Genomic DNA, 22,896 nt, shown 5'->3' with positions numbered 1-22,896 from the left:
ATTTGATCATATGACAAGATGTGTATCCACCTTAACTTAATGATTTTTACCAAAATCATTAGGGGATTCATCAGTGCTCAACACTCAACTATCTTACATAAGATAATTCACGTTTTAATCTATAACCTGGTGGGTGATTTATATATTTATTCTTTTGCGAGTTTGTTTTAATTAAACCATCGGGCTGGTTGGTAGCTTTAAAATAACACGCGGTGGTGAAGGGATATCATCCGGCTTGCAGAAAATAAATGACTTTCAGAGATTGGCATATGAGAGGAAAAATACCGAAAACAGAACTTCTGATCGCTTTTGAGGCGGTGGCCCGCTATGAAAGCTATACCCGGGCGGCAGAAGATCTGGCATTGACACAGAGTGCCGTGTTCCGTCAGATTACTGCTCTGGAAGAGTTTTTGTGCACACCACTGTTTGACCATGCGAAAAAGCGTATTACCCTGAATTCTGCTGGAAAATATTATCTCGGTATTATCAAAGAAACACTTCATAAGATGGAGCGCGATACGCATGCCATTATGAGTTGGCAACCGAAAGTGCAGGTAATAGAACTGGCAGTCAATCCAACTTTTAGTACCCACTGGTTAATACCCAGTCTGCGGGAGTTCAGCGAACTTAACCCGGATATTATTGTTAATATATATTCACTTTCGAGTGTGGATGATTTTCTTCATCGGGAATATGACGCGGCAATTATGCGTGAAGATTTTTGTACCCACTGGGCAGAAGTCGAATTTCTTTTTGAAGAGGAAATTCTACCTGTATGCAGCAGTACACTACTTGCGCCTGAAGATCAAAAATTATCAGTAAAACAGTTGGTTAGTGATATACAGTTGTTGCACCAAAGCACTCGTATGAATGCATGGCAGGAGTGGTTTGCGCTTTCAGGTATTATGCATTCAGGTATTAATAAAGGCCCACGTTATGATTTATTATCCATGTTGATTGCCGCCGTGCGTTCCAATCTTGGCGTGGCGTTGCTTCCCCGCTTTGCAATTCAGCGAGATCTTGATAATGGCGAAATGATTATTCCCTGTGATGTACCGATTCGCACCGGAAATCGATTTGTTTTGACGTGGCGGGAAGAGAAAAATAAATCCCGCCATTTGCAGATTTTTCGTGACTGGCTGCGGGAAAAGTCGCAAACCACCATGCTTTGAGCATCTTTTATTTGCCTGCCAGACAACTGTTGCAATGGCATGACTGCTCAAACTGACTAAAGAAGTTATTTCCTTTGTCATCCACCAACAGAAAAGCAGGCAGGTGTTCCACTTCCATCATCCACACTGCTTCCATACCCAGTTCAGGATATTCAATACAACGCAGGCTTTTCACATATTGCTGGGCCAGAAGTGCCGCCGCACCACCAATACTGCCGAGATTAAAACCACCATGTTTTTTGCAGGCATCGGTAACCTGTTGACTACGATTGCCTTTTGAGAGCATCACCAGGCTACCACCTGCGGCCTGAAATGCATCTACGTAGCCATCCATCCGACCACCGGTCGTCGGGCCCAGAGAACCGCAAGGGTAACCTTCCGGTGTTTTTGCTGGTCCGGCGTAATATACAATGTGTTTTTTCATATATTCTGGTAGCGGTTCGCCATACTCTAATCGGGTTTTAATTTTTGCATGGGCAATATCCCGGGCGACAACTATAGGGCCAGTTAGTGCGAGGCGTGCGCCAATGGGCAAACGAGATAAATCACTTCTGATTGCATCTAACGGTCGATTCAGATCAATTTCCACTACCTGAGAATTGCTTTCCGTACGTAGCGGTTGCGGTATCAAACGTCCGGGATTACGTTCGAGTTTTTCCAGCCAGATACCCTGTTTGTTAATTTTGGCTTTGATATTGCGATCAGCGGAGCAGGAGAGGGCCATCGCAATCGGGCAAGAGCCGCCATGACGCGGCAGACGAATCACCCGAATATCATGAGCAAAATATTTGCCGCCAAATTGTGCCCCTATACCAAATTCCCGGCTGGCATTAAGGAGAGTAACTTCCAATGCCATATCACGAAATGCCTGGCCCAGTTCATTACCGATGGTGGGGAGATAATCGTAATATTTAGTTGATGCCAGTTTGGCTACCTTTAACGCCTGGTCTGCTGAAAGCCCGCCCACGACAAAAGCGATATGGTATGGTGGACAGGCCGCAGTACCCAGAGACTTCATTTTATCAATCAGAAACTGGGTCAGTTTTTCTGGTTGTAAAATAGATTTCGTTTCCTGAAACAAGGCTGCTTTATTGGCTGAACCACCCCCTTTATTTATAAATAAAAATTGGTATTCACTACCTGGTGTGGCGCTGATATCTATTTGTGCTGGTAGGTTAGTTTGCGTATTAATTTCGTTATACATATCCAGCGGTGCATTCTGCGAATAGCGCAGATTATTTTCCTGAAAGGTGGTGTAAATTCCTTTACTTAAGTATTCGGCATCGTTAACACCTGTCCAAATATTTTGCCCTTTGCTGGCGATAATCGTCGCTGTTCCTGTGTCCTGACAATTAGGCAGAATCCCTCCGGCTGACACTTCAGCGTTGCGCAGCAGTTGCAAAGCCACATACTTGTCGTTACTGCTGGCATGGGGATCGAGCAGAATACTGGCGACCTGTGCTAAATGTTCAGTACGCAAGAAAAAAGATGCATCATGAAATGCCCGTAATGCCAGTAATGTTAAGGCTTCCGGGGCGATTTTAATGATTTCGTTATCGTCAAGCTGTGTAACAGTAATATATTGATCACTTAATAATTCATACTCGGTAATATCTTCACTTAACGTAAAGAGCTCCTGCCAGATAAAGGGCTTAGACATTTTTTTCTCATCTTAAAAGTAGGTGGCAAAGTTAGGTTAATTGTGACGCCAGGCGAAACGAATTAAGGTAGCTCCATTTCTGACAGTTCAGTCTCGCTTTTACCTGATGGTATCCCCCGACATCCGACACCAAAATGCTCCCCCTCCCAACGACTCACAATGGCTGCACCCATGGCATTACTCATGACGTTAGTGGCAGAACGGCCCATATCGAGGAAAGGATCCACTCCCATTAACAGAATTAGGCCTGCTTCGGGAATATTGAATTGATTAAGCGTTGCGGCAATGACCACCATCGAGGCGCGTGGTACGCCGGCCATGCCTTTGGAGGTCAACATCAGGATGAGCAACATCGTAATCTGCTCTCCAGCGCCTAAATTTATATTACAGGCCTGGGCAATAAAGACTGTGGCAAATGAACAGTAGGCCATTGATCCTACAAGGTTAAAAGAGTAACCGATGGGCAATACGAAACTGGCAATTTTAGGCGATACACCAAATTCTTCGAGTTTGCTCAGTGTGCCTGGAAATGCCGCTTCGGAACTGGAAGTCGTAAAAGCCAATAGCATTGGTTCCATAAGCATTTTGGTGAGTCGTTTGATACACGGCCCAACTAACACTGCTGTGACACCAATTAGTAGTACCCACAGTATGGTCAGTGTGAAGTAAAACTCACCCATAAATATTCCGGTGCTGATCATTACCCCGAGACCCCGTTCAGCGATTAGCGCGGAGATAGCAGCAAATACCGTCAGGGGAGCAAACAACATCACATAGCCTGTTAGTTTCAGCATGGCATGTACCAGTGAATCGAATACATTGACCATCGCTGTTCCTTTGTCACCTATTGCCCCCAAACTGCAACCGAGAAACAATGAGAAAATGACAATTTGCAGAATTTCATTGCGTGCCATGGCGTCCGCAATGCTGGTTGGTACTGCATGGGAAACAAACGCCCGCAGGGTAAAAGGTTCAGCGGGAATAGCGGCAACAACGCTTGTGTCAGTAGGGACGAAATTGATACCTGTGCCGGGTTCAAAAAGATTTACCGTTATAAGACCAAGCGCGATTGAAATTAATGAGGCGCAGACGAACAGGAAAAATGTTTTAGTAAATATGCGCCCCAACGTTTTTGCATCGCCCATTTTGGCAATGCCGACAACCAGTGTTGAAATTACCAGGGGAGCGATGATCATTTTGATCATACGTAAAAATATCGTGGTTAATATTGAAATTTCTTGCGAGTATACCTTAGCTGTCTCCGGTGACGCTGTATTATAAATAACCTCTCCGGAAATAATGCCGAGAATAAGTCCAAATATAATCATTTGGGTTAAATTTATTTTCTTCATTATTACTCCTTCGATAAAGGGTTGGCGAGCGAGGTCTCGAAATACCTGACTGAGAAGCGACTTCAGATTCGTCAACAGTGTTGATAGCCTGACGTTAAGGATTAAAAATATTTACTTAACGTCAGGGGAGAGAACTACAAATCGAATTCAATGTTTAATAATGGCGCATGTTGCTGAGCACCATAGACATCGTTATCCCCCACATTGCCAGAGACAATATCTCTGGGCATGATGATTTTTACTGCATTGGCTGGATCAAACCAAATAATACGATGAATAAAGTCTGGCGTTACCTGATATAAACGAGCAATAACTTCCGCTGAAAGTTGTTGAGAATTTTTGATGCGTAGATAATCCTCTTTACTTTTAAATAAAATATCTAAAACCAGTTCATACGGTCCGGCATTTTTTGAGCGAATAACCTGTGCCAGTGAGCAAATAGGATATTTCATATTTGCACTCCTTGCGGGGTAACGTGTTCAAGATGGTAGTCAAAGCGCAGTGCATCATTCGCTTCTATCAGGTGGTAAACCGAAAACTCGTAGACGGGCCCACTCTGAATATCGGAAGGAGAGAATGGAAAAGCCAGATTACCCGCAGTGGCGATACGATTTTTATAGCCGTAATGCAGCATGGTGGAACGAACCAGAGAGCAGACACTGTTAGCCGTTTCCTGTGTCGGTGCGACGACATCCAGTACGATGCCCAGTTCATGCCCGGCTTGTTGAACAGGTTCATGGCAGCCCATAACACCGTTCTTACCATAAAGATGAAAAGTCATGCGGATACTGTCATCGTCCAGAGACAGATTGCGTTTCACACTGGCTTTCACTTCTTCAATGATCGTATCAATACTGGCGATCATGATGGGATCACGTGTTCCGGCAATTGTCAGGCAGCGGAAACCGACCTGCCGCGCGCCTTCCAGTTTCAACGCATAGGGAGTGGCTTCATGCTTCGACCCGCTGACATACACTTCACCGTCATTCACTGCTTTAAAAGTACAGCCTTTCAGATTCAAAACACCGCCCGGACCGGGAAGAAAATAGGGATCGGATTTTTCATACAGGGTATGAGCTGCTGCAGACGTTTCGGTGAATTTACGCAATGGGTTAAAGGTCTTCAGTGTAAAGCCACTGTCATCGAGGATCCCCATTGCACAATCAGAACCAGAGCCAGGTGTGGCTGCAATTGCGGCACATTCAAGAATTTTCCCACAGTGCAACGCCAGCCCTTCATCGAAGCCTTGCATAATCGGCAGGGCAGCGAAGCAGGCTGGATCATATGCCCTGCCACCTAATACCACCTGTGCACCGCCTTGCAAGGCCCGTTGAAAAGGTTCGATACCCATCTGGGCGACGATATAAGTACTCGCGTCAATGGCTTCATGGGTGAGTGCAGGTACGAAATCCAGGGCGGTGATTTTGCCGTTATCCAGCGCCTGATGAACAACCTCTTTTTCTACATCTGCCGGAATTAATGCCAGCGTAAAGGTTAATTGTTCTTCCTGCGCGATTTCATGAATGATCTGGCGACACCATTCCAGATGCGGAGCGGCACCAGAGCCACCGGCAGTGCCAATTACCACCGGAATATTATTTTTTACTCCGGCGACAATCATATAGCGCAAATCGCGTTTTACACCGGCGCGGTCAGTGAAGGGTTTTCCTGCGCCAAGATAATGTGGACCAGGATCAGAGGAACCGGCATCGACAGCAATTAAATCCGGTGACTCCGCCATCGCTTTGCGAAAACTTTCTTCGGGGAAGCCATAACCGAGGATAGCCGTTGGCGATAAGATCTTAAATGTATGAGCCATTGGTTAATCCTTAGTCTGCAATAGCGCAATGGTACGATTCATTTCGTTGAAGACGATATTAAGACCTTCGTCAAAGCCCATTCCTGGTTTAATCAGCATGCGCATTGGACGGGCTGCCAGCGCCACATGAACACAAGTGCGGGCGCTAATATCCGTTTCGTTGCAGGTGCCTCCCTGATAAGCCTCCATGCCATGCTTATTGCAATAAAGCACGGCATCAACAATGTTATGGATACTGCCCAGATCCGGTGTTTTGATTTGCACCATATGGCAGCTTTTAGCGTCGGTAAAATCAACAATATCCTGGAAGGTGTTACACCACTCGTCGGCGACAATTTTTACGCCAGAACCGAGACGAGCCAGTTCGTTGGTGATGGCGGCAAGAGCCTGGATTTGATCTGCTTTATTACCAGCATCGACCGGGCCTTCGATATAGAGCGGCAGTCCCTGGGCTTCTTGTTCCAGGCTGGCGATATACTCTGCACAGCGTTTCGGTTCCATCGCAAAAATCAGGCCGATGGTGCCGTAAACATCAATGTGCAGTGTTGGTCGGTAATCTGATGATTGACGTAATTGCAAAATGCGATCTGACAGCCAGCGTACGTATGTACGCAGTTTTTCTCCTTTTTGACCAAGTTTTTCTTCAACGTTATTGATCAAAGCATGTGGCAGCACATCCACGCCTTTGAGGATCATCTTATCGACGGCGAGATAACGATCATCCCCACTTTGTCCAAACAACGGAATAGGTTCTGGCACGCATGGTAAATGCCATTCGTCACACACCACTTCGGCCTTTAAGCGTTTTGTTGCGAGCGCGGTGGCGTCAAGCAAGGCCTGGGAAAGTCCATAACGTACGGCGGTATGGAGCAATTGTCCCTCGATACGCAACGTATCAAAGAAGCGGGCATTTTCGAGGAAGGTATTAACGTCACGGCCTTCAAGCAGAGGTTTGATGTAATCATTGAGAAAGGGAATAAAATTCGCGGCAAGGAATAAAGGATCACGCCCACCTGCACCTGAATACTGAACGGCAGTGCAGTCGCCCATCGCAATGGCACCATTTTCCAGAATCAATTGCACTGATACACATTCACCCGCCTGACGCACGGCAGTAAAGCCTGGTGTTACCGGCGCGCCAGTGTAAATAAACCCATCGTGTCCTGCGCCATTTTTAATGGCTTGCTGATCGTCAAAATAGAATGAAGAGTACCCGGCGGTGAAGATGGCCTGTTTAATTTTCATTTATGGTCTTCCTATTAATTGACTGTGGGATACGGCGTTAATGTCATCAATAACCATCTGGAATGATGGGCCGCGTCCTTCTGCACGGGCGCGTTCTGCTACGTAGTCGTGATGCAGGGCGAGGATATCTTGCGGTAACGGTACGCAACCGGCTTCAAGAAGACGAATTGCCCCGGTGTTATCGCGTACAGGCAAGATCTTCCCGGCATTACAAACTGATGGGGCAAAGGGGATATCCAGCACACCCGCTTCAAAGGCCAACACTGTGCCACGGGCAATATCGCCATTACCCAGTTCAAACACTTTTTTCAGTACAGCGCGAACTTCGCACTTGATCAGTTCAACCTCTTGATCAACCGCCGGACAGGGGGGGAATTTCTGTTCGCTTACCATATTTAACATCTGGCGCGAGGCTTTCAGCCCCTGAGCATTGGCTGCAGCAGTTGGGATACCAAATGCCTCATGGGGGCTTTTGGTAATCACTTTTGTCGCACCTGACATGCCAGCAACAGCAGCTCCCCAGGAAATTATGGCAAAGGCTTTAGCTTCATCTTCCGGGAATCCCCCCATCCATTGGTGAAAAACCGTACTCAGTTCGTAATCCTCATACCCGTAATTATGGAAATATTCATGGGACAGTTCGCGCAGGGATTTAATGGCTGCAATATCCTGTATCAGGCTGCCCACCTGACCATAACCGACAGTAATTGATTTCACTCCCTGTTCCAGTGCCAAAAGACCTTCAATAATCGCCACCGAATGGGACATAAAAGGAGGAATCAAGGTGCCGGTTAATGGTCCAAAAGGCTCCCGATTCATGCGAATACCATGTTCTTCATATAGCCCGACCAGACGGTCGCAGTATTGCCAGTCGCGGATCGATTTTTCCAGCGTTACACGTTTGGCATAAGGAATGTTGTACGAAATTCCCCCTCCTTCGTAGCTGGTAAAACCGCTGGCAAAGGAAATTTCAGCCAGCAATCGGGCATCAGGCGTACCGTGGCGAATTTGTAACGGTTTTTCGAGTGTTTCTGTCAGGCGACGGCAGGCTGCAACACCGTGGTTAACAACAGGTAATCCATTCAGTTTAGAGGTGCCAGCTTCCAGCGATTTTTGAATACCAACGGCTGCTTCCTCATAACGATTCAAACGGGTATAAGCATCAATAGTTGTCGGCAGCAGATCACACTCCTGTTCCAGCGTTTTCAGCAGTTCTATATGTTCATCGATCAATGCAACGCCTGCACGTGGTTGACTCAACGTTTTACCTTGCTGGTCGGCTTTTAACAGGGCCAGAGAAAAGCGTTTATGTTCAGGAATTGATTGCTGATAGTTAACTGCCTCTGCAAAGTTTTCTACCTCCTTACCCGTCGGCCAGGTTTGGAGTACCTGCAGTCGCTCGTTCATGAATTCATCAAGTGAGAGTTTTTTATTTTTAAGTTCCATGTGTTGCTGCCTTTTAATTCATCGGGTTAAACAGTGGATACTGGTACGGGCGGCGAGCTGCGGATCAAGCCGGGCAACATTTGCCAGTAACGGCAGCAAGCCGCTTGAATCACGGTAATAAGTGAATTGATTAGGAAGTAAGATGCGTCGGCCATCGTCATCTAATTCCCGGTATTTCAACCAGTGATGAATATCGAACTGACTGGCGCGTGACAGCCAGCCGCCAGAACCGATGACTTTGCGTACTGGCGTCAGATCTCGCCCCAGTTGCAAATCAACATTACCCACACAGGTGCAGACCTGTTTTTTCCTTCCGGCATGGCGTTCACTGGCGTAGCCGACACAAAGCCCTGCCAGCAAAGTATCGAACTCTTCTTCTTCGCTGTTGGCGGGTAAGTAGCCAGGGTAAGTCACCAGATGGCGCAGGTAAGCGTAAAATGCCGCTTTACGTTCAGTCTGACCGGCGAAAATGATATCGACCAACTCCCGTGTACTTTCACCCACGACCATGGCAGAGACGCGCATACCCAGATCACCTTCCACCGTACGCTTAATAAACGGTTCCGGTACGCCGTGATGTACTGTGTCGGGAGTGAGGGAATTAGAACAGGCGGAATAGACGTCGGTGGTGGCACCGCCCATATCAATCAACATGAACTCTTGCCACTCGCTGTCGTAATGACTTATGGCTTTTACTAATTCATAAACTGTCCATGGTGTTGGCATCGGCTTTTCGCCAGTTTCATTGACGATGACATCCAGCCCTTTTCCTTTTACGATCCGTTGCAGGAAAATGTCACAAATGGCCTCGCGTGCAGCATGAGGATGGGGATGATCGAGATCCGGCAGGACGTTTTCAACAATTGTTAGCTCTTTATGCGCCAGAATTGCCTGCACATCGTCCTGTATATCGCGATTCCCGGCGTAAATCATGGCGCAATCAAGGTTTGATTCTGCCAGGGCGCGAGCGTTAGCCAGACCGTAACTCGTTTCGCCACCATCAGTGCCGCCAGTAAACAAAATAATATCGGGCGGTGTGTTCTCCAGTGCCTGAATGTCATGACGATTAAGTTTATAAGCGTAATGCTGAGTGATTTTTGCGCCTGCCGACCAGGCGGTTACTTTTGCTGTTTCCAGTGTAATTGAAGGCACCAGCCCCATCGCGGCGACTGCCAGTCCCCCTTTGGCAGAAGAGGAATATTTCAGGTTAATTTCACCGCGATGAAGTAACGGACGGGCATCACAAACGTTAAGTAACTGATTAAGGCAAGGGAAAAAACCTTCAGCCAAATGATGGGGCGTTGTCGGGGTTATCACGTGATTTATCAGCGTTAACGTATCACCTTCTCTGCCGAAGAGAGCGGCTTTAGTCCACGTCGAACCGATATCGACAGAGACAGTTCTCATCAGATAGCCTCTTCCAGAACATGTTCTGCAGCGTGCCGGTGTTGCTGAATATCACGCGCCATGAGCTGACAGACATCTTCCAGGTCATGACTTGGCGCGAATACTCGGTTAAATCCCATCTCTTTGAATTTTTTTTCGACATCAGCAAAGTCATGTTTGCCAACCACCAGATTGCCGCCAACATAAAGTGGAATTTCTCCGATACCACGTTCGATGCAGCGCTCACGAAGCCCCAGGCAGTCAATATCACCATGACCATAAATAGAGGAAACCACAATGGCATCGGCACCCGTTTCTATCGCTGCGTCAATATATTCATCCTGACTCACCATTACGCCAAGGTTAATGACATTAAAGTTATGCGCGGTGAAAACTCTATCCAGAACTTTATTGCCAACAGCATGGCAGTCAGCGCCAATGACGCCAATAACGAGCGTTGGTTTTTTCATGGCAAATCCTCTGTATAGGCGTGAAAACATTAAATAAATGGTTGTTTGCACTCTGTCATTGTAAGTGCGATATATTTATCCGTGAGTGTGTGTGTTAGGTATAAAGGATGCAATTGATCTCTTTTCAATATCTTATTCGTAAAAAGATTGATTTATCTTTCGATGGTTAAAGTGTCATTAAATTAGTGGGTTAGAGAATGACTTGATGCGGTTTGGTGTGGAGGTTATAAAAATGATTTCCAAATTTGTGAAGGCAATCGTAAATATGTTGAAATAAGAATGGTGATACTCGCCATAATCAAGTTGCATGTGCTGTGTCTGCGTGTTATTCGGCCCCTTCATTTCAGGGGCAACGCAAGCATTGTTCAAAACGCTACTGGCGTTTGTCCTGCAACTTGCAATATTAAGAGTATATAGCGCATATATCAGTGGGCTCTTCTTCGTGCGATAAGCGTAAATTTATAGTCATCTGTATTAAAAGCATTTCGGCTGAACTCAAATATCCGCCCATCTATTAAGAATCCTCGCGATATTTTTTCGAGAATCGGTTTATCCTGGCTGATATTAAGCAAACGGCTCATCTCTTCGGTTGGCATCAGAGGGATTATCTCTTGTTCACTACGATCAATAACCATCTTCTTCACTTCTTCAATAAAGTGATATTTCGATTTTTCCATGACCTGCCAGGTGAGATCCGGGAACAATGAAAGCGGCATCCAGGTTTCTTCCAGTGCCATTGGCTTTTGCTTGCGATAGCGCACACGCTTCACATGCCACACGCGATCCTGTTCGCTAATTTGCAGCTGCTGCTGGAGAAAATCATCAGCCAGGATCACTTCAAACACCAGGACGTCGCTGTGTGTATCGATGTGTCGATCAGACATTTTTTCATCGAAACTGGTTAACTGAAAAATATCGTAATTGACCCGCTCTTCTTTTACGTAAGTCCCGCTGCCTTGAATACTTTCAAGGATCTGCTGCTCGACTAATTGTCGCAAAGCCTGACGCACCGTAACCCGGCTGACGCCAAACTCTGTTTGTAGTGCTGATTCAGTGGGTAACGCATCGCCAGGTTTAAGCTCGCCACGCGCAATCTGCTCACGAATGCGATCAGCAATCTGTCGGTATAAGGGTTTCCGTCCCATTATTTAGCATCTCATTAATACGAATTTTGTCATTATGCCCGATAAATTCATCCTGTAAATAATACAAATATAATACAAATAATCTCAACAAGTGAAATTGATCACATAATAGTATTTGTTTGTCGGGCACACTGGCGCGACTATAAAAACGATCAAGTGAGGATCATGATGAACCTGACGACTCTGACCCACCGCGATGCGCTGTGCCTGAATGCGCGCTTTACCAGCCGTGAAGAGGCCATCCACGCGTTGACTCAACGTCTTGCTGCTCTGGGGAAAATTTCCAGTACTGAGCAATTTCTGGAAGAAGTGCATCACCGTGAAAGTCTTGGCCCGACGGCCTTAGGTGAAGGGCTGGCTGTGCCGCATGGTAAAACTGCTGCGGTAAAAGAAGCAGCGTTTGCGGTCGCGACACTGAGTGAGCCGCTTCAGTGGGAAGGCGTTGATGGCCCGGAAGCGGTTGATTTAGTGGTGTTGCTGGCTATTCCTCCCAATGAAGCAGGTACAACGCATATGCAACTGCTGACAGCGCTAACTACGCGCCTGGCGGATGATGAGATTCGGGCGAGAATTCAGTCAGCAACGACGCCAGATGAGTTGCTTTCGGCGCTTGATGATAAATGGTATGCACAACCTGCAGTGAATTTCAGCAATGCGCCAACAATTGTTTGTGTGACGGCCTGTCCGGCAGGGATAGCCCACACCTATATGGCTGCGGAATATCTGGAGAAAGCAGGGCGAAAGTTGGGCGTGAATGTCTTTGTTGAAAAGCAGGGAGCTAACGGTATTGAAGGGCGTTTAACGGCGGATCAACTCAATAGTGCAACTGCGTGTATTTTTGCGGCTGAAGTCGCCATCAAGGAGAGTGAGCGTTTTAACGGCATTCCTGCGCTTTCTGTGCCTGTTGCCGAGCCGATTCGCCATGCAGAAGCATTGATCCAACAAGCGCTTACCCTCAAGCGTAGTGATGAGACGCGTACTGTACAGCAAAATACGCAACCGGCGAAAAGCGTCAAAACGGAGCTGAAACAGGCGCTCTTAAGCGGGATTTCTTTCGCCGTGCCGTTGATTGTCGCGGGTGGCACGGTGCTGGCGGTCGCGGTATTACTGTCGCAAATCTTCGGGCTACAAGATCTATTTAATGAAGAAAACTCCTGGTTGTGGATGTACCGCAAACTGGGCGGCGGGATGCTCGGGATTTTGATGGTGCCGGTGCTGGCAGCCTATACCGCCTATTCGCTGGCAGATAAACCGGCGTTAGCGCCGGGCTTTGCGGCTGGACTGGCCGCCAACATGATCGGTTCCGGGTTTCTCGGCGCGGTCGTTGGCGGATTGATAGCCGGTTACCTGATGCGCTGGGTGAAAAATCACTTACGTCTTAGCAGTAAATTCAATGGCTTCCTGACTTTCTATCTCTACCCGGTGCTCGGTACATTGGGAGCGGGCAGTCTGATGCTGTTTGTGGTGGGGGAACCTGTCGCCTGGATCAATAACTCGCTTACCGCCTGGCTGAACGGTCTGTCAGGAAGTAACGCGCTGTTGCTTGGCGCCATTCTCGGTTTTATGTGTTCCTTTGACCTTGGTGGGCCAGTGAACAAAGCCGCTTATGCATTCTGCCTCGGCGCAATGGCGAACGGCGTTTACGGCCCCTATGCCATTTTCGCCTCCGTCAAAATGGTTTCGGCATTTACCGTAACGGCTTCCACGATGCTCGCGCCGCGCCTGTTTAAAGAATTTGAAATTGAAACCGGGAAATCAACCTGGCTATTGGGGCTGGCGGGGATTACGGAAGGGGCGATCCCGATGGCGATTGAAGATCCATTGCGCGTCATTGGCTCTTTTGTGCTGGGCTCTATGGTGACGGGCGCTATCGTTGGCGCGATGAATATTGGCCTTTCCACACCGGGGGCCGGAATATTCTCCCTCTTTTTACTTCATGATAACGGTGCTGGTGGTGTGATGGCTGCTCTGGGCTGGTTTGGCGCGGCGCTGGTGGGGAGCGCAATCTCTACCGCAATTCTCCTGATCTGGCGGCGTCACGCGGTTAAGCATGGCAACTATCTGATTGATGGCGTAACGCCATAAACAAAAACAGGAAACGACGATGAAAGCTGTATCTCGCGTTCACATCACCCCGCATATGCACTGGGATCGGGAGTGGTATTTTACTACCGAAGAGTCACGCATTCTGCTGGTCAATAATATGGAAGAGATCCTGTGCCGACTGGAACAGGACAACGAATACAAATATTACGTGCTCGACGGGCAAACGGCGATTCTCGAAGATTATTTCGCGGTGAAGCCGGAAAACAAAGACCGCGTGAAAAAACTGGTAGAAGCCGGTAAGTTGATTATCGGCCCCTGGTATACCCAGACCGATACCACGATTGTTTCTGCGGAATCCATAGTCCGTAATCTGATGTACGGAATGCGTGACTGCCTCGCGTTTGGCGAGCCGATGAAAATAGGCTATTTACCGGACTCCTTTGGCATGTCCGGGCAACTGCCGCATATCTACAATGGATTTGGCATTACCCGCACTATGTTCTGGCGCGGATGTTCGGAGCGCCACGGTACTGATAAAACCGAGTTTTTATGGCAAAGCAGTGACGGCAGCGAAGTGACGGCGCAAGTGCTGCCGTTAGGTTATGCCATCGGTAAGTACTTACCTGCGGACGAAGACGGATTACGTAAACGCCTCGACAGCTATTTTGACGTGCTGGAAAAAGCGTCAGTAACCAAAGAGATTTTGTTGCCGAATGGTCATGATCAGATGCCATTGCAGCAAAATATCTTCGAAGTGATGGATAAGCTGCGTGAGATCTACCCTCAACGTAAGTTTGTGATGAGCCGCTTTGAAGAGGTATTTGAGAAGATCGAAGCGCAGCGTGAAAATTTGGCCACCCTGAAAGGGGAATTTATTGATGGCAAATATATGCGCGTGCATCGCACCATCAGTTCTACGCGTATGGATATCAAAATTGCCCACGCACGTATTGAAAATAAGATTGTTAATCTGCTGGAACCGCTGGCAACACTGGCCTGGACGTTGGGTTTTGAATACCACCACGGCTTGCTGGAGAAAATGTGGAAAGAGATCTTAAAAAATCATGCCCACGACAGTATAGGTTGTTGTTGCAGTGACAAAGTTCATCGCGAAATCGTCGCCCGCTTCGAACTGGCCGAAGACATGGCGGATAATCTGATTCGTTTCTATATGCGTAAAATCGCCGACAACATGCCGCAGAGCGACGCCGACAAACTCGTCCTGTTTAACCTGATGCCCTGGCCGCGTGAAGAAGTTATTAACACCACTGTGCGCCTGCGCGCCAGCCAGTTTAATTTGCGGGACGATCGCGGCCAGCCTGTGCCGTATTTTATTCGCCATGCCCGTGAGATCGATCCTGGTCTTATCGATCGGCAAATTGTTCATTACGGTAATTACGATCCCTTTATGGAGTTTGATATTCAGATCAAACAGATTGTCCCTTCTATGGGCTATCGCACGCTTTATATTGAAGCGAATCAGCCTGGCAACGTGGTCACCTCCAAAAGTGAAGTTGAAGGGATACTGGAAAATGCTTTCTGGCAGATTGCGCTCAATGAGGATGGTTCTCTGCAACTGGTAGATAAAGACAGCGGTGTGCGCTTTGAACGGGTATTGCAAATTGAAGAAAGCTCTGATGATGGTGATGAATATGACTATTCACCTGCAAAAGAAGAGTGGGTAATTACTTCGGCGAACGCGAAACCGCAATGCGAGATTACTCATGAGGCCTGGCAGAGTACGGCTGTTATCCGCTATGACATGGCAGTGCCGCTCAATTTGTCAGAACGCAGCGCCCGGCAATCCACTGGCAGAGTAGGGGTGGAGTTGGTTGTCACTCTTAGTCATAACAGCAGGCGCATTGATGTGGATATCAACCTTGATAACCAGGCTGACGATCATCGCCTTCGCGTACTGGTCCCTACACCTTTTAACACCGACAGTGTTCTGGCTGACACCCAGTTTGGTTCACTAACGCGCCCGGTGAGCGACAGTGCGATGGATGTCTGGCAACAAGAAGGCTGGAAAGAAGCGCCTGTTCCGGTATGGAATATGCTCAGTTATGCAGCCTTACAAGAGGAACGTAACGGGCTGGCTGTTTTTAGCGAAGGGCTGCGTGAGTTTGAGGTTATTGGTGAAAAGAATAAATCTTTTGCCATTACGCTGCTGCGTGGAGTTGGATTGCTGGGGAAAGAAGATCTGCTTTTAAGGCCTGGACGGCCTTCAGGAATTAAAATGCCAGTCCCAGACTCACAACTACGCGGTCTGCTTTCTTGTCGCCTAAGTTTATTGAGTTATACCGGTACGCCAACCGCCGCCGGTGTAGCCCAGCAGGCGCGAGCATGGCTGACCCCAGTACAGTGTTACAACAAAATCCCATGGGATGCGATGAAGCTTAACAAAGCCGGGTTCAACGTGCCGGAAAGTTATAGTTTGTTGAAAATGCCCCCAGTGGGATGCCTGATTAGCGCACTTAAGAAAGCTGAAGACCGACAAGAAGTGATTTTACGGCTGTTTAACCCGGCTGAATCAGCGACCTGTGATGCGACTGTTGCTTTCAGCCGCGAGGTGATTTCTTGCTCAGAAACGATGATGGATGAACACATTAACACCGAGGAAAATCAAGGTTCAAATCTATCCGGGCCTTTTTTACCCGGCCAGTCACGAACGTTCAGTTACCAACTTGCCTGAATAGCGAGCAATCAAAGCGAAGCCACGTATGCGCGGCCAGATTGTTGACAAAGGGCGCTTTGTTCATGCCGGATGCGGCATGAACGCCTTATTCGGTCTGTAAAAGTATGCAAATTCAAGATATTGCAGAGATGATGTAGACACTGGTAAGCGTAGCGCATCAGGCAATTTGGGGTTCATCTTCACTCTCAAGCTACGTATATGTGACTTTATTTTTAACAAAATAATAACCCTGAGTGAGTTAATTATAATATAATTATAAGTTAATTAAATGTTAATATTGGCAAGATGGATTTATGCCTTTATTAATAATCCTGAAACACTGCGTCGTATTAGCCAGTGACCAAAAAAAAGAATTAAGGCCAACCGTGCTGCTTTTGCTTCGTCTCTTTTTATCTTTAATTACCAACCGAAACTAATTCCCTGTCTTATAAGTCACACATTTTAAACACAAAGTTTACCAAAATCACCTTATTGAAACATTGTTAACATAATTTGTAGAAATTGATATTAATCAATGTATAAATCTTGGAAATGAGCATCAAAAAGAGATAAATTGTTCTCGATCAAATTGGCTGAAAGGCGGCAATTTAGCTATAAATTGATCACCGTCGAAAAATGCAAATTTGCTTCAATAAAAACCTGTTTATTGTAAGGATTTTGCGGCGTAATATATACGTGGGATCAATTTGAGTTTTTATTAACATGTTTGCAACCTTTCTTTACACCGTTTTTGTGTATTCACATGGTGTGATGAAAGTGATCAAACAAATTTCTATTGGGGCATGCGTGTGACCCTTTCTAACGGGGTTCACTCTCGGAGTCTTCATGCGATGAGCAAGGAGTCATGATGTTAGATATAGTCGAACTGTCGCGCTTACAGTTTGCCTTGACCGCGATGTACCACTTCCTTTTTGTGCCACTGACGCTCGGTATGGCGTTCCTGCTGGCCATTATGGAAACGGTCTACGTCCTTTCCGGCAAACAGATTTATAAAGATATGACCAAGTTCTGGGGCAAGTTGTTTGGTATCAACTTCGCTCTGGGTGTGGCAACCGGTCTGACCATGGAGTTCCAGTTCGGGACTAACTGGTCTTACTATTCCCACTATGTAGGGGATATCTTCGGTGCGCCGCTGGCAATCGAAGGTCTGATGGCCTTCTTCCTCGAATCCACCTTTGTAGGTCTGTTCTTCTTCGGTTGGGATCGTCTGGGTAAAGTTCAGCATATGTGTGTGACCTGGCTGGTGGCGCTCGGTTCAAACCTGTCCGCGCTGTGGATTCTGGTTGCGAACGGCTGGATGCAAAACCCAATCGCGTCCGATTTCAACTTTGAAACTATGCGTATGGAGATGGTGAGCTTCTCCGAGCTGGTGCTTAACCCGGTTGCTCAGGTGAAATTCGTTCACACTGTAGCGTCTGGTTATGTGACTGGCGCGATGTTCATCCTCGGTATCAGCGCATGGTATATGTTGAAAGGCCGTGACTTCGCCTTCGCTAAACGCTCCTTTGCTATCGCTGCCAGCTTCGGTATGGCTGCCGTTCTGTCTGTTATTGTTCTGGGTGATGAATCCGGTTACGAAATGGGCGACGTGCAGAAAACCAAACTGGCTGCTATTGAAGCCGAGTGGGAAACGCAACCTGCGCCTGCTGCCTTTACTCTGTTCGGTATTCCTGATCAGGATGAGCAGACGAACAAATTTGCGATCCAGATCCCTTACGCACTGGGCATCATTGCAACGCGTTCCGTGGATACACCGGTTATCGGCCTGAAAGAGCTGATGGTGCAGCATGAAGAACGCATCCGTAACGGGATGAAGGCGTACTCTCTGCTCGAGCAACTGCGTTCTGGTTCTACCGACCAGGCGGTTCGTGACCAGTTCAATAGCATGAAGAAAGACCTCGGTTACGGTCTGCTGCTGAAACGCTATACGCCAAACGTGGCGGATGCAACTGAAGCGCAGATTCAGCAGGCAACCAAAGACTCCATTCCACGTGTAGCGCCGCTGTACTTCGCGTTCCGTATCATGGTGGCGTGTGGCTTCCTGCTGCTGGCAATCATCGCTCTCTCTTTCTGGAGTGTCATCCGCAACCGCATTGGCGAGAAAAAATGGCTGCTGCGCGCCGCATTGTACGGTATTCCGTTGCCGTGGATTGCTGTAGAAGCGGGCTGGTTCGTGGCTGAATATGGTCGCCAACCGTGGGCTATCGGTGAAGTGCTGCCGACAGCTGTGGCGAACTCGTCACTGACCGCAGGCGATCTCATCTTCTCGATGGTACTGATTTGCGGCCTGTATACCCTGTTCCTGGTGGCAGAATTGTTCTTAATGTTCAAGTTTGCACGCCTCGGCCCAAGCAGCCTGAAAACCGGTCGCTATCACTTTGAGCAGTCTTCCACGACTACTCAGCCGGCACGCTAAGACAGGAGTCGTCAAATGATCGATTATGAAGTATTGCGTTTTATCTGGTGGCTGCTGGTTGGCGTTCTGCTGATTGGTTTTGCAGTCACTGACGGTTTCGACATGGGGGTGGGCATGCTCACCCGTTTCCTCGGTCGTAACGACACCGAGCGTCGAATTATGATTAACTCCATCGCACCACACTGGGACGGTAACCAGGTTTGGCTGATCACTGCGGGTGGCGCTCTGTTTGCTGCCTGGCCGATGGTCTATGCCGCTGCGTTCTCCGGCTTCTATGTGGCGATGATCCTCGTGCTGGCGTCTTTGTTCTTCCGTCCGGTCGGTTTTGACTACCGCTCCAAGATTGAAGAAACCCGCTGGCGTAACATGTGGGACTGGGGCATCTTCATTGGTAGCTTCGTTCCGCCGCTGGTGATTGGTGTAGCGTTCGGTAACCTGTTGCAGGGCGTACCGTTCAACGTTGATGAATATCTGCGTCTGTACTACACCGGTAACTTCTTCCAGCTGCTTAACCCGTTCGGCCTGCTGGCAGGTGTGGTGAGCGTAGGGATGATCGTTACTCAGGGCGCGACCTACCTGCAAATGCGCACCGTGGGCGAACTGCATCTGCGTACCCGTGCAACAGCTCAGGTGGCGGCGCTGGTGACACTGGTCTGCTTCGCACTGGCTGGCGTATGGGTGATGTACGGTATTGATGGTTATGTTGTGAAATCAACAATGGACCATTACGCGGCATCTAACCCGCTGAATAAAGAAGTGGTTCGTGAAGCTGGCGCATGGCTAGTTAACTTCAACAACACGCCAATTCTGTGGGCTATTCCGGCGCTGGGTGTGGTTCTGCCTCTGCTGACTATCCTGACTGCACGTATGGATAAAGCCGCATGGGCGTTTGTGTTCTCCTCACTGACGCTGGCCTGCATCATCCTGACTGCCGGTATCGCAATGTTCCCGTTTGTGATGCCGTCCAGCACCATGATGAACGCAAGTCTGACAATGTGGGATGCAACTTCCAGCCAGCTGACGCTTAACGTCATGACCTGGGTTGCGGTGGTTCTGGTACCGATCATTCTGCTCTACACCGCATGGTGTTACTGGAAAATGTTCGGTCGTATCACCAAAGAAGATATTGAACGTAACACCCACTCTCTGTACTAAGTAAGGAGCTAAAAATGTGGTATTTCGCATGGATTCTGGGAACGCTTCTTGCCTGTTCGTTTGGGGTAATCACCGCACTGGCGCTTGAGCACGTCGAATCAGGCAAAGCCGGTCAAGAAGACATCTGATGAGCAAGATTATCGCAACCTTGTATGCGGTAATGGACAAGCGCCCCCTGCGGGCGCTTTCCTTCGTGATGGCGCTTCTGTTAGCAGGATGTATGTTTTGGGACCCGTCACGTTTTGCCGCGAAGACCAGTGAACTGGAAATCTGGCATGGTTTATTGCTGATGTGGGCTGTCTGTGCTGGTGTAATTCACGGCGTAGGCTTTTGTCCGCAGAAGGTTCTCTGGCAAGGGATTTTTTGCCCATTGCTTGCCGATATTGTTCTCATTGTCGGGCTGATTTTCTTCTTCTTTTAAATGAGAATTCTCTTCAAAAATTTATGGGCCACAGAAGGTCCATAAATTTTTACGCTCCCTTAACTTGCCCTCATTCCCAAACCTCAATCGCGCGCGTATAGTAGCAGCGTTTAAAAGTTCTAACTTTTGTTGCATTACCGGGATGTAAAGTGAATACAACGCTGTTTCGATGGCCGGTTCGCGTCTACTATGAAGATACCGATGCCGGTGGTGTGGTGTACCACGCCAGTTACGTCGCTTTTTATGAAAGAGCACGCACAGAGATGCTGCGTCATCATCACTTCAGCCAACAGGCGCTGATGGCTGAACGCGTTGCCTTTGTGGTGCGTAAAATGACGGTGGAATATTATGCACCTGCGCGGCTCGACGATATGCTCGAAATACAGACTGAAATAACATCAATGCGTGGCACCTCTTTGGTTTTCACGCAACGTATTGTCAACGCCGAGAATACTTTGCTGAATGAAGCAGAGGTTCTGGTTGTTTGCGTTGACCCACTCAAAATGAAGCCTCGTGCGCTTCCCAAGTCTATTGTCGCGGAGTTTAAGCAGTGACTGACATGAATATCCTTGATTTGTTCCTGAAGGCTAGCCTTCTGGTTAAACTTATCATGTTGATTTTGATTGGTTTTTCAATCGCATCCTGGGCCATTATTATCCAGCGGACTCGTATCCTTAACGCAGCGGCGCGCGAAGCCGAAGCGTTTGAAGATAAATTCTGGTCTGGAATCGAACTCTCTCGCCTCTACCAGGAGAGCCAGGGAAGGCGTGATAATCTCAGTGGTTCGGAACAAATCTTCTACAGTGGGTTCAAAGAGTTTGTTCGTCTCCATAGGGCGAACAGTCATGCTCCTGAAGCTGTTGTTGAAGGGGCATCGCGTGCTATGCGTATTTCCATGAACCGTGAACTTGAAAACCTGGAAACGCACATTCCGTTCCTCGGCACAGTTGGCTCCATCAGCCCATATATTGGTCTGTTTGGTACGGTCTGGGGGATTATGCATGCCTTTATCGCCCTTGGTGCAGTAAAACAGGCAACGTTACAAATGGTTGCGCCCGGTATCGCAGAAGCGTTGATTGCGACGGCAATCGGTCTGTTTGCCGCTATTCCGGCAGTTATGGCCTACAACCGTCTCAACCAACGTGTAAACAAACTGGAGCTGAATTACGACAACTTTATGGAAGAGTTTACCGCTATTCTGCACCGCCAGGCGTTTACTGTTAGCGAGAGCAACAAGGGGTAAGCCATGGCCAGAGCGCGTGGGCGAGGTCGTCGCGATCTTAAGTCCGAAATCAACATTGTACCGTTGCTGGACGTACTGCTGGTGCTGCTGCTGATCTTTATGGCAACGGCCCCCATCATTACCCAGAGCGTGGAAGTCGACTTGCCGGAGGCTACCGACTCGCAAACAGTGAGTAGTAATGATAATCCACCGGTAATTATTGAAGTTTCTGACGTTGGTCAGTACGCGATATCTGTTGAGAAAGAGCGACTGGAACGGTTACCTCCTGAGCAGGTAGTGGCAGAAGTTTCAAGCCGATTCAAGGCCAATCCGAAAACGGTCTTCCTGATCGGTGGTGCGAAAGATGTGCCTTACGATGAAATCATTAAAGCACTGAACTTGTTACACAGTGCGGGTGTGAAATCGGTTGGCTTAATGACGCAGCCTATCTAGTTACCTGCGTTTCCAGGCGTAAAGATAGCGAGTTACGGGCGAACAGTTTTTGGGAACCAAGAGTGTCAAAGGCAACCGAACAAAACGACAAACTTAAACGAGCGATAATTATTTCAGCAGTGCTGCATGTCATTTTATTTGCAGCGCTGATCTGGAGCTCGTTTGATGAAAATATAGAGGCTTCAGCCGGAGGCGGCGGTGGTTCGTCTATCGACGCGGTAATGGTTGATACTGGTGCTGTTGTAGCAAACAGCGAGCGTATCAAGGAGCAGGAAGCCAGTGCGCGTCGTTCCGAAGAGCAACGTAAGAAAAAGGAACAACAAGCGGCTGAAGAACTCCGTGAAAGACAAGCCGCAGAGCAGGAACGGTTAAAACAGGCTGAAAAAGAGCGTATAGCCGCTCAGCAACAGAAAAAACAAGCTGAAGAGGACGCAAAACAGGCAGAGTTAAAGCGTCAGCAAGCTGAAGAGGCCATGAAGAAAGCAGAAGCACAGAAAAAGGCTGAGGCAGAGGCAGCTAAACTCGCCGAGGCAGAGGCGCAGAAAAAAGCTATAGCAGAAAAAGCAATAGCAGATAAAAAAGCTGCTGAGAAAGCCGCTGCAGAAAAAGCAGCAGCAGAGAAAAAGGCCGCTGAGAAAGCCGCTGCAGACAAAGCAGCAGCAGAGAAAAAGGCTGCTGAGAAAGCCGCTGCAGACAAAGCAGCAGCAGAGAAAAAAGCTGCTGAGAAAGCCGCTGCAGACAAAGCAGCAGCAGAGAAAAAAGCTGCTGAGAAAGCCGCTGCAGACAAAGCAGC

At 48.0% G+C, this 22,896-nt stretch carries 20 protein-coding genes; 11 read left to right on the top strand and 9 right to left on the bottom strand.

Annotated features, from left to right (window positions below; translation table 11 throughout):
• Window positions 1-269: 269 nt before the first annotated feature.
• The gene (locus K0335_RS21525; protein WP_001214250.1) at window positions 270-1,172 is read left to right on the top strand and encodes a LysR substrate-binding domain-containing protein; all 903 of its coding nucleotides are present in this window, start codon (window positions 270-272) and stop codon (window positions 1,170-1,172) included.
• Window positions 1,173-1,179: 7 nt separating this feature from the next.
• Here K0335_RS21525 and K0335_RS21520 read toward each other — a convergent pair whose 3' ends face one another.
• The 9 genes from K0335_RS21520 to K0335_RS21480 all read right to left on the bottom strand — a co-directional run bounded on the left by K0335_RS21520 (window position 1,180) and on the right by K0335_RS21480 (window position 11,695).
• On the bottom strand, window positions 1,180-2,832 hold the full coding sequence (locus tag K0335_RS21520; protein WP_104919376.1) for a class I fumarate hydratase: 1,653 nt from the start codon (window positions 2,830-2,832) through the stop codon (window positions 1,180-1,182).
• A 62-nt stretch (window positions 2,833-2,894) separates the two neighbouring features.
• Window positions 2,895-4,184 (bottom strand): dicarboxylate/amino acid:cation symporter, encoded by a 1,290-nt coding sequence (locus K0335_RS21515; protein WP_104919377.1) that lies wholly within the window; start codon window positions 4,182-4,184, stop codon window positions 2,895-2,897.
• 134 nt (window positions 4,185-4,318) lie between these two features.
• Window positions 4,319-4,636, bottom strand: coding sequence for a DUF4387 domain-containing protein (locus K0335_RS21510; protein WP_000876893.1), 318 nt, complete (start codon window positions 4,634-4,636; stop codon window positions 4,319-4,321).
• A complete protein-coding gene (locus tag K0335_RS21505; RefSeq protein ID WP_046076702.1) occupies window positions 4,633-6,003 on the bottom strand; it encodes an acyclic terpene utilization AtuA family protein in 1,371 nt (456 codons plus the stop codon). Before K0335_RS21505 ends, K0335_RS21510 begins: the two co-directional genes overlap by 4 nt.
• A 3-nt stretch (window positions 6,004-6,006) precedes the next feature.
• Window positions 6,007-7,248, bottom strand: a complete 1,242-nt coding sequence (locus tag K0335_RS21500; RefSeq protein WP_000695016.1) for a methylaspartate ammonia-lyase — start codon at window positions 7,246-7,248, stop codon at window positions 6,007-6,009.
• Entirely contained in the window at window positions 7,249-8,694 is a 1,446-nt protein-coding gene (locus tag K0335_RS21495) for a methylaspartate mutase subunit E (RefSeq protein WP_000421094.1), read from the bottom strand.
• Window positions 8,695-8,712: 18 nt separating this feature from the next.
• Complete coding sequence (glmL, locus tag K0335_RS21490; RefSeq protein ID WP_001261290.1) at window positions 8,713-10,101, bottom strand: methylaspartate mutase accessory protein GlmL; 1,389 nt, start codon at window positions 10,099-10,101, stop codon at window positions 8,713-8,715.
• The gene (glmS, locus tag K0335_RS21485) at window positions 10,101-10,550 is read right to left on the bottom strand and encodes a methylaspartate mutase subunit S (RefSeq protein WP_000743283.1); all 450 of its coding nucleotides are present in this window, start codon (window positions 10,548-10,550) and stop codon (window positions 10,101-10,103) included. Before glmS ends, glmL begins: the two co-directional genes overlap by 1 nt.
• 425 nt (window positions 10,551-10,975) lie before the next feature.
• Complete coding sequence (locus K0335_RS21480; protein ID WP_000532836.1) at window positions 10,976-11,695, bottom strand: GntR family transcriptional regulator; 720 nt, start codon at window positions 11,693-11,695, stop codon at window positions 10,976-10,978.
• Between the two features lie 168 nt (window positions 11,696-11,863).
• Here K0335_RS21480 and mngA point away from each other — a divergent pair, with 168 nt between their 5' ends.
• The 10 genes from mngA to tolA form a co-directional block, all read left to right on the top strand.
• Window positions 11,864-13,780: a PTS 2-O-a-mannosyl-D-glycerate transporter subunit IIABC gene (mngA, locus tag K0335_RS21475; protein WP_001054844.1), complete on the top strand. Its 1,917-nt coding sequence runs from the start codon at window positions 11,864-11,866 to the stop codon at window positions 13,778-13,780.
• Between the two features lie 19 nt (window positions 13,781-13,799).
• Entirely contained in the window at window positions 13,800-16,433 is a 2,634-nt protein-coding gene (mngB, locus tag K0335_RS21470; protein WP_104919380.1) for a mannosylglycerate hydrolase, read from the top strand.
• A gap of 850 nt (window positions 16,434-17,283) precedes the next feature.
• The gene (cydA, locus tag K0335_RS21465; protein ID WP_010331061.1) at window positions 17,284-18,852 is read left to right on the top strand and encodes a cytochrome ubiquinol oxidase subunit I; all 1,569 of its coding nucleotides are present in this window, start codon (window positions 17,284-17,286) and stop codon (window positions 18,850-18,852) included.
• Between the two features lie 15 nt (window positions 18,853-18,867).
• Entirely contained in the window at window positions 18,868-20,007 is a 1,140-nt protein-coding gene (gene cydB / locus K0335_RS21460; RefSeq protein ID WP_104919381.1) for a cytochrome d ubiquinol oxidase subunit II, read from the top strand.
• A 14-nt stretch (window positions 20,008-20,021) separates the two neighbouring features.
• Complete coding sequence (gene cydX / locus K0335_RS21455) at window positions 20,022-20,135, top strand: cytochrome bd-I oxidase subunit CydX (RefSeq protein WP_000270282.1); 114 nt, start codon at window positions 20,022-20,024, stop codon at window positions 20,133-20,135.
• Entirely contained in the window at window positions 20,135-20,428 is a 294-nt protein-coding gene (gene ybgE / locus K0335_RS21450; protein WP_096932464.1) for a cyd operon protein YbgE, read from the top strand. Before cydX ends, ybgE begins: the two co-directional genes overlap by 1 nt.
• Before the next feature lie 149 nt (window positions 20,429-20,577).
• Window positions 20,578-20,982 carry a tol-pal system-associated acyl-CoA thioesterase gene (ybgC, locus tag K0335_RS21445; protein WP_001098384.1) on the top strand — a complete coding sequence of 135 codons (405 nt, stop codon included), beginning with the start codon at window positions 20,578-20,580 and terminating at the stop codon, window positions 20,980-20,982.
• Window positions 20,979-21,671, top strand: coding sequence for a Tol-Pal system protein TolQ (tolQ, locus tag K0335_RS21440; protein ID WP_000131316.1), 693 nt, complete (start codon window positions 20,979-20,981; stop codon window positions 21,669-21,671). The genes ybgC and tolQ overlap by 4 nt, the downstream gene beginning before the upstream one ends.
• Before the next feature lie 3 nt (window positions 21,672-21,674).
• Complete coding sequence (gene tolR / locus K0335_RS21435; protein ID WP_000090102.1) at window positions 21,675-22,103, top strand: colicin uptake protein TolR; 429 nt, start codon at window positions 21,675-21,677, stop codon at window positions 22,101-22,103.
• 62 nt (window positions 22,104-22,165) lie between these two features.
• On the top strand, window positions 22,166-22,896 hold a 731-nt coding region (tolA, locus tag K0335_RS21430; RefSeq protein ID WP_219394116.1), incomplete at its 3' end, for a cell envelope integrity protein TolA.

Source organism: Escherichia sp. GZ89 (assembly GCF_019366485.1).
In the GTDB taxonomy this organism is placed as follows: domain Bacteria; phylum Pseudomonadota; class Gammaproteobacteria; order Enterobacterales; family Enterobacteriaceae; genus Escherichia; species Escherichia fergusonii.
Note: the sequence above shows the minus strand (reverse complement) of the source record. Positions and strands in the feature narration are given on the sequence as shown.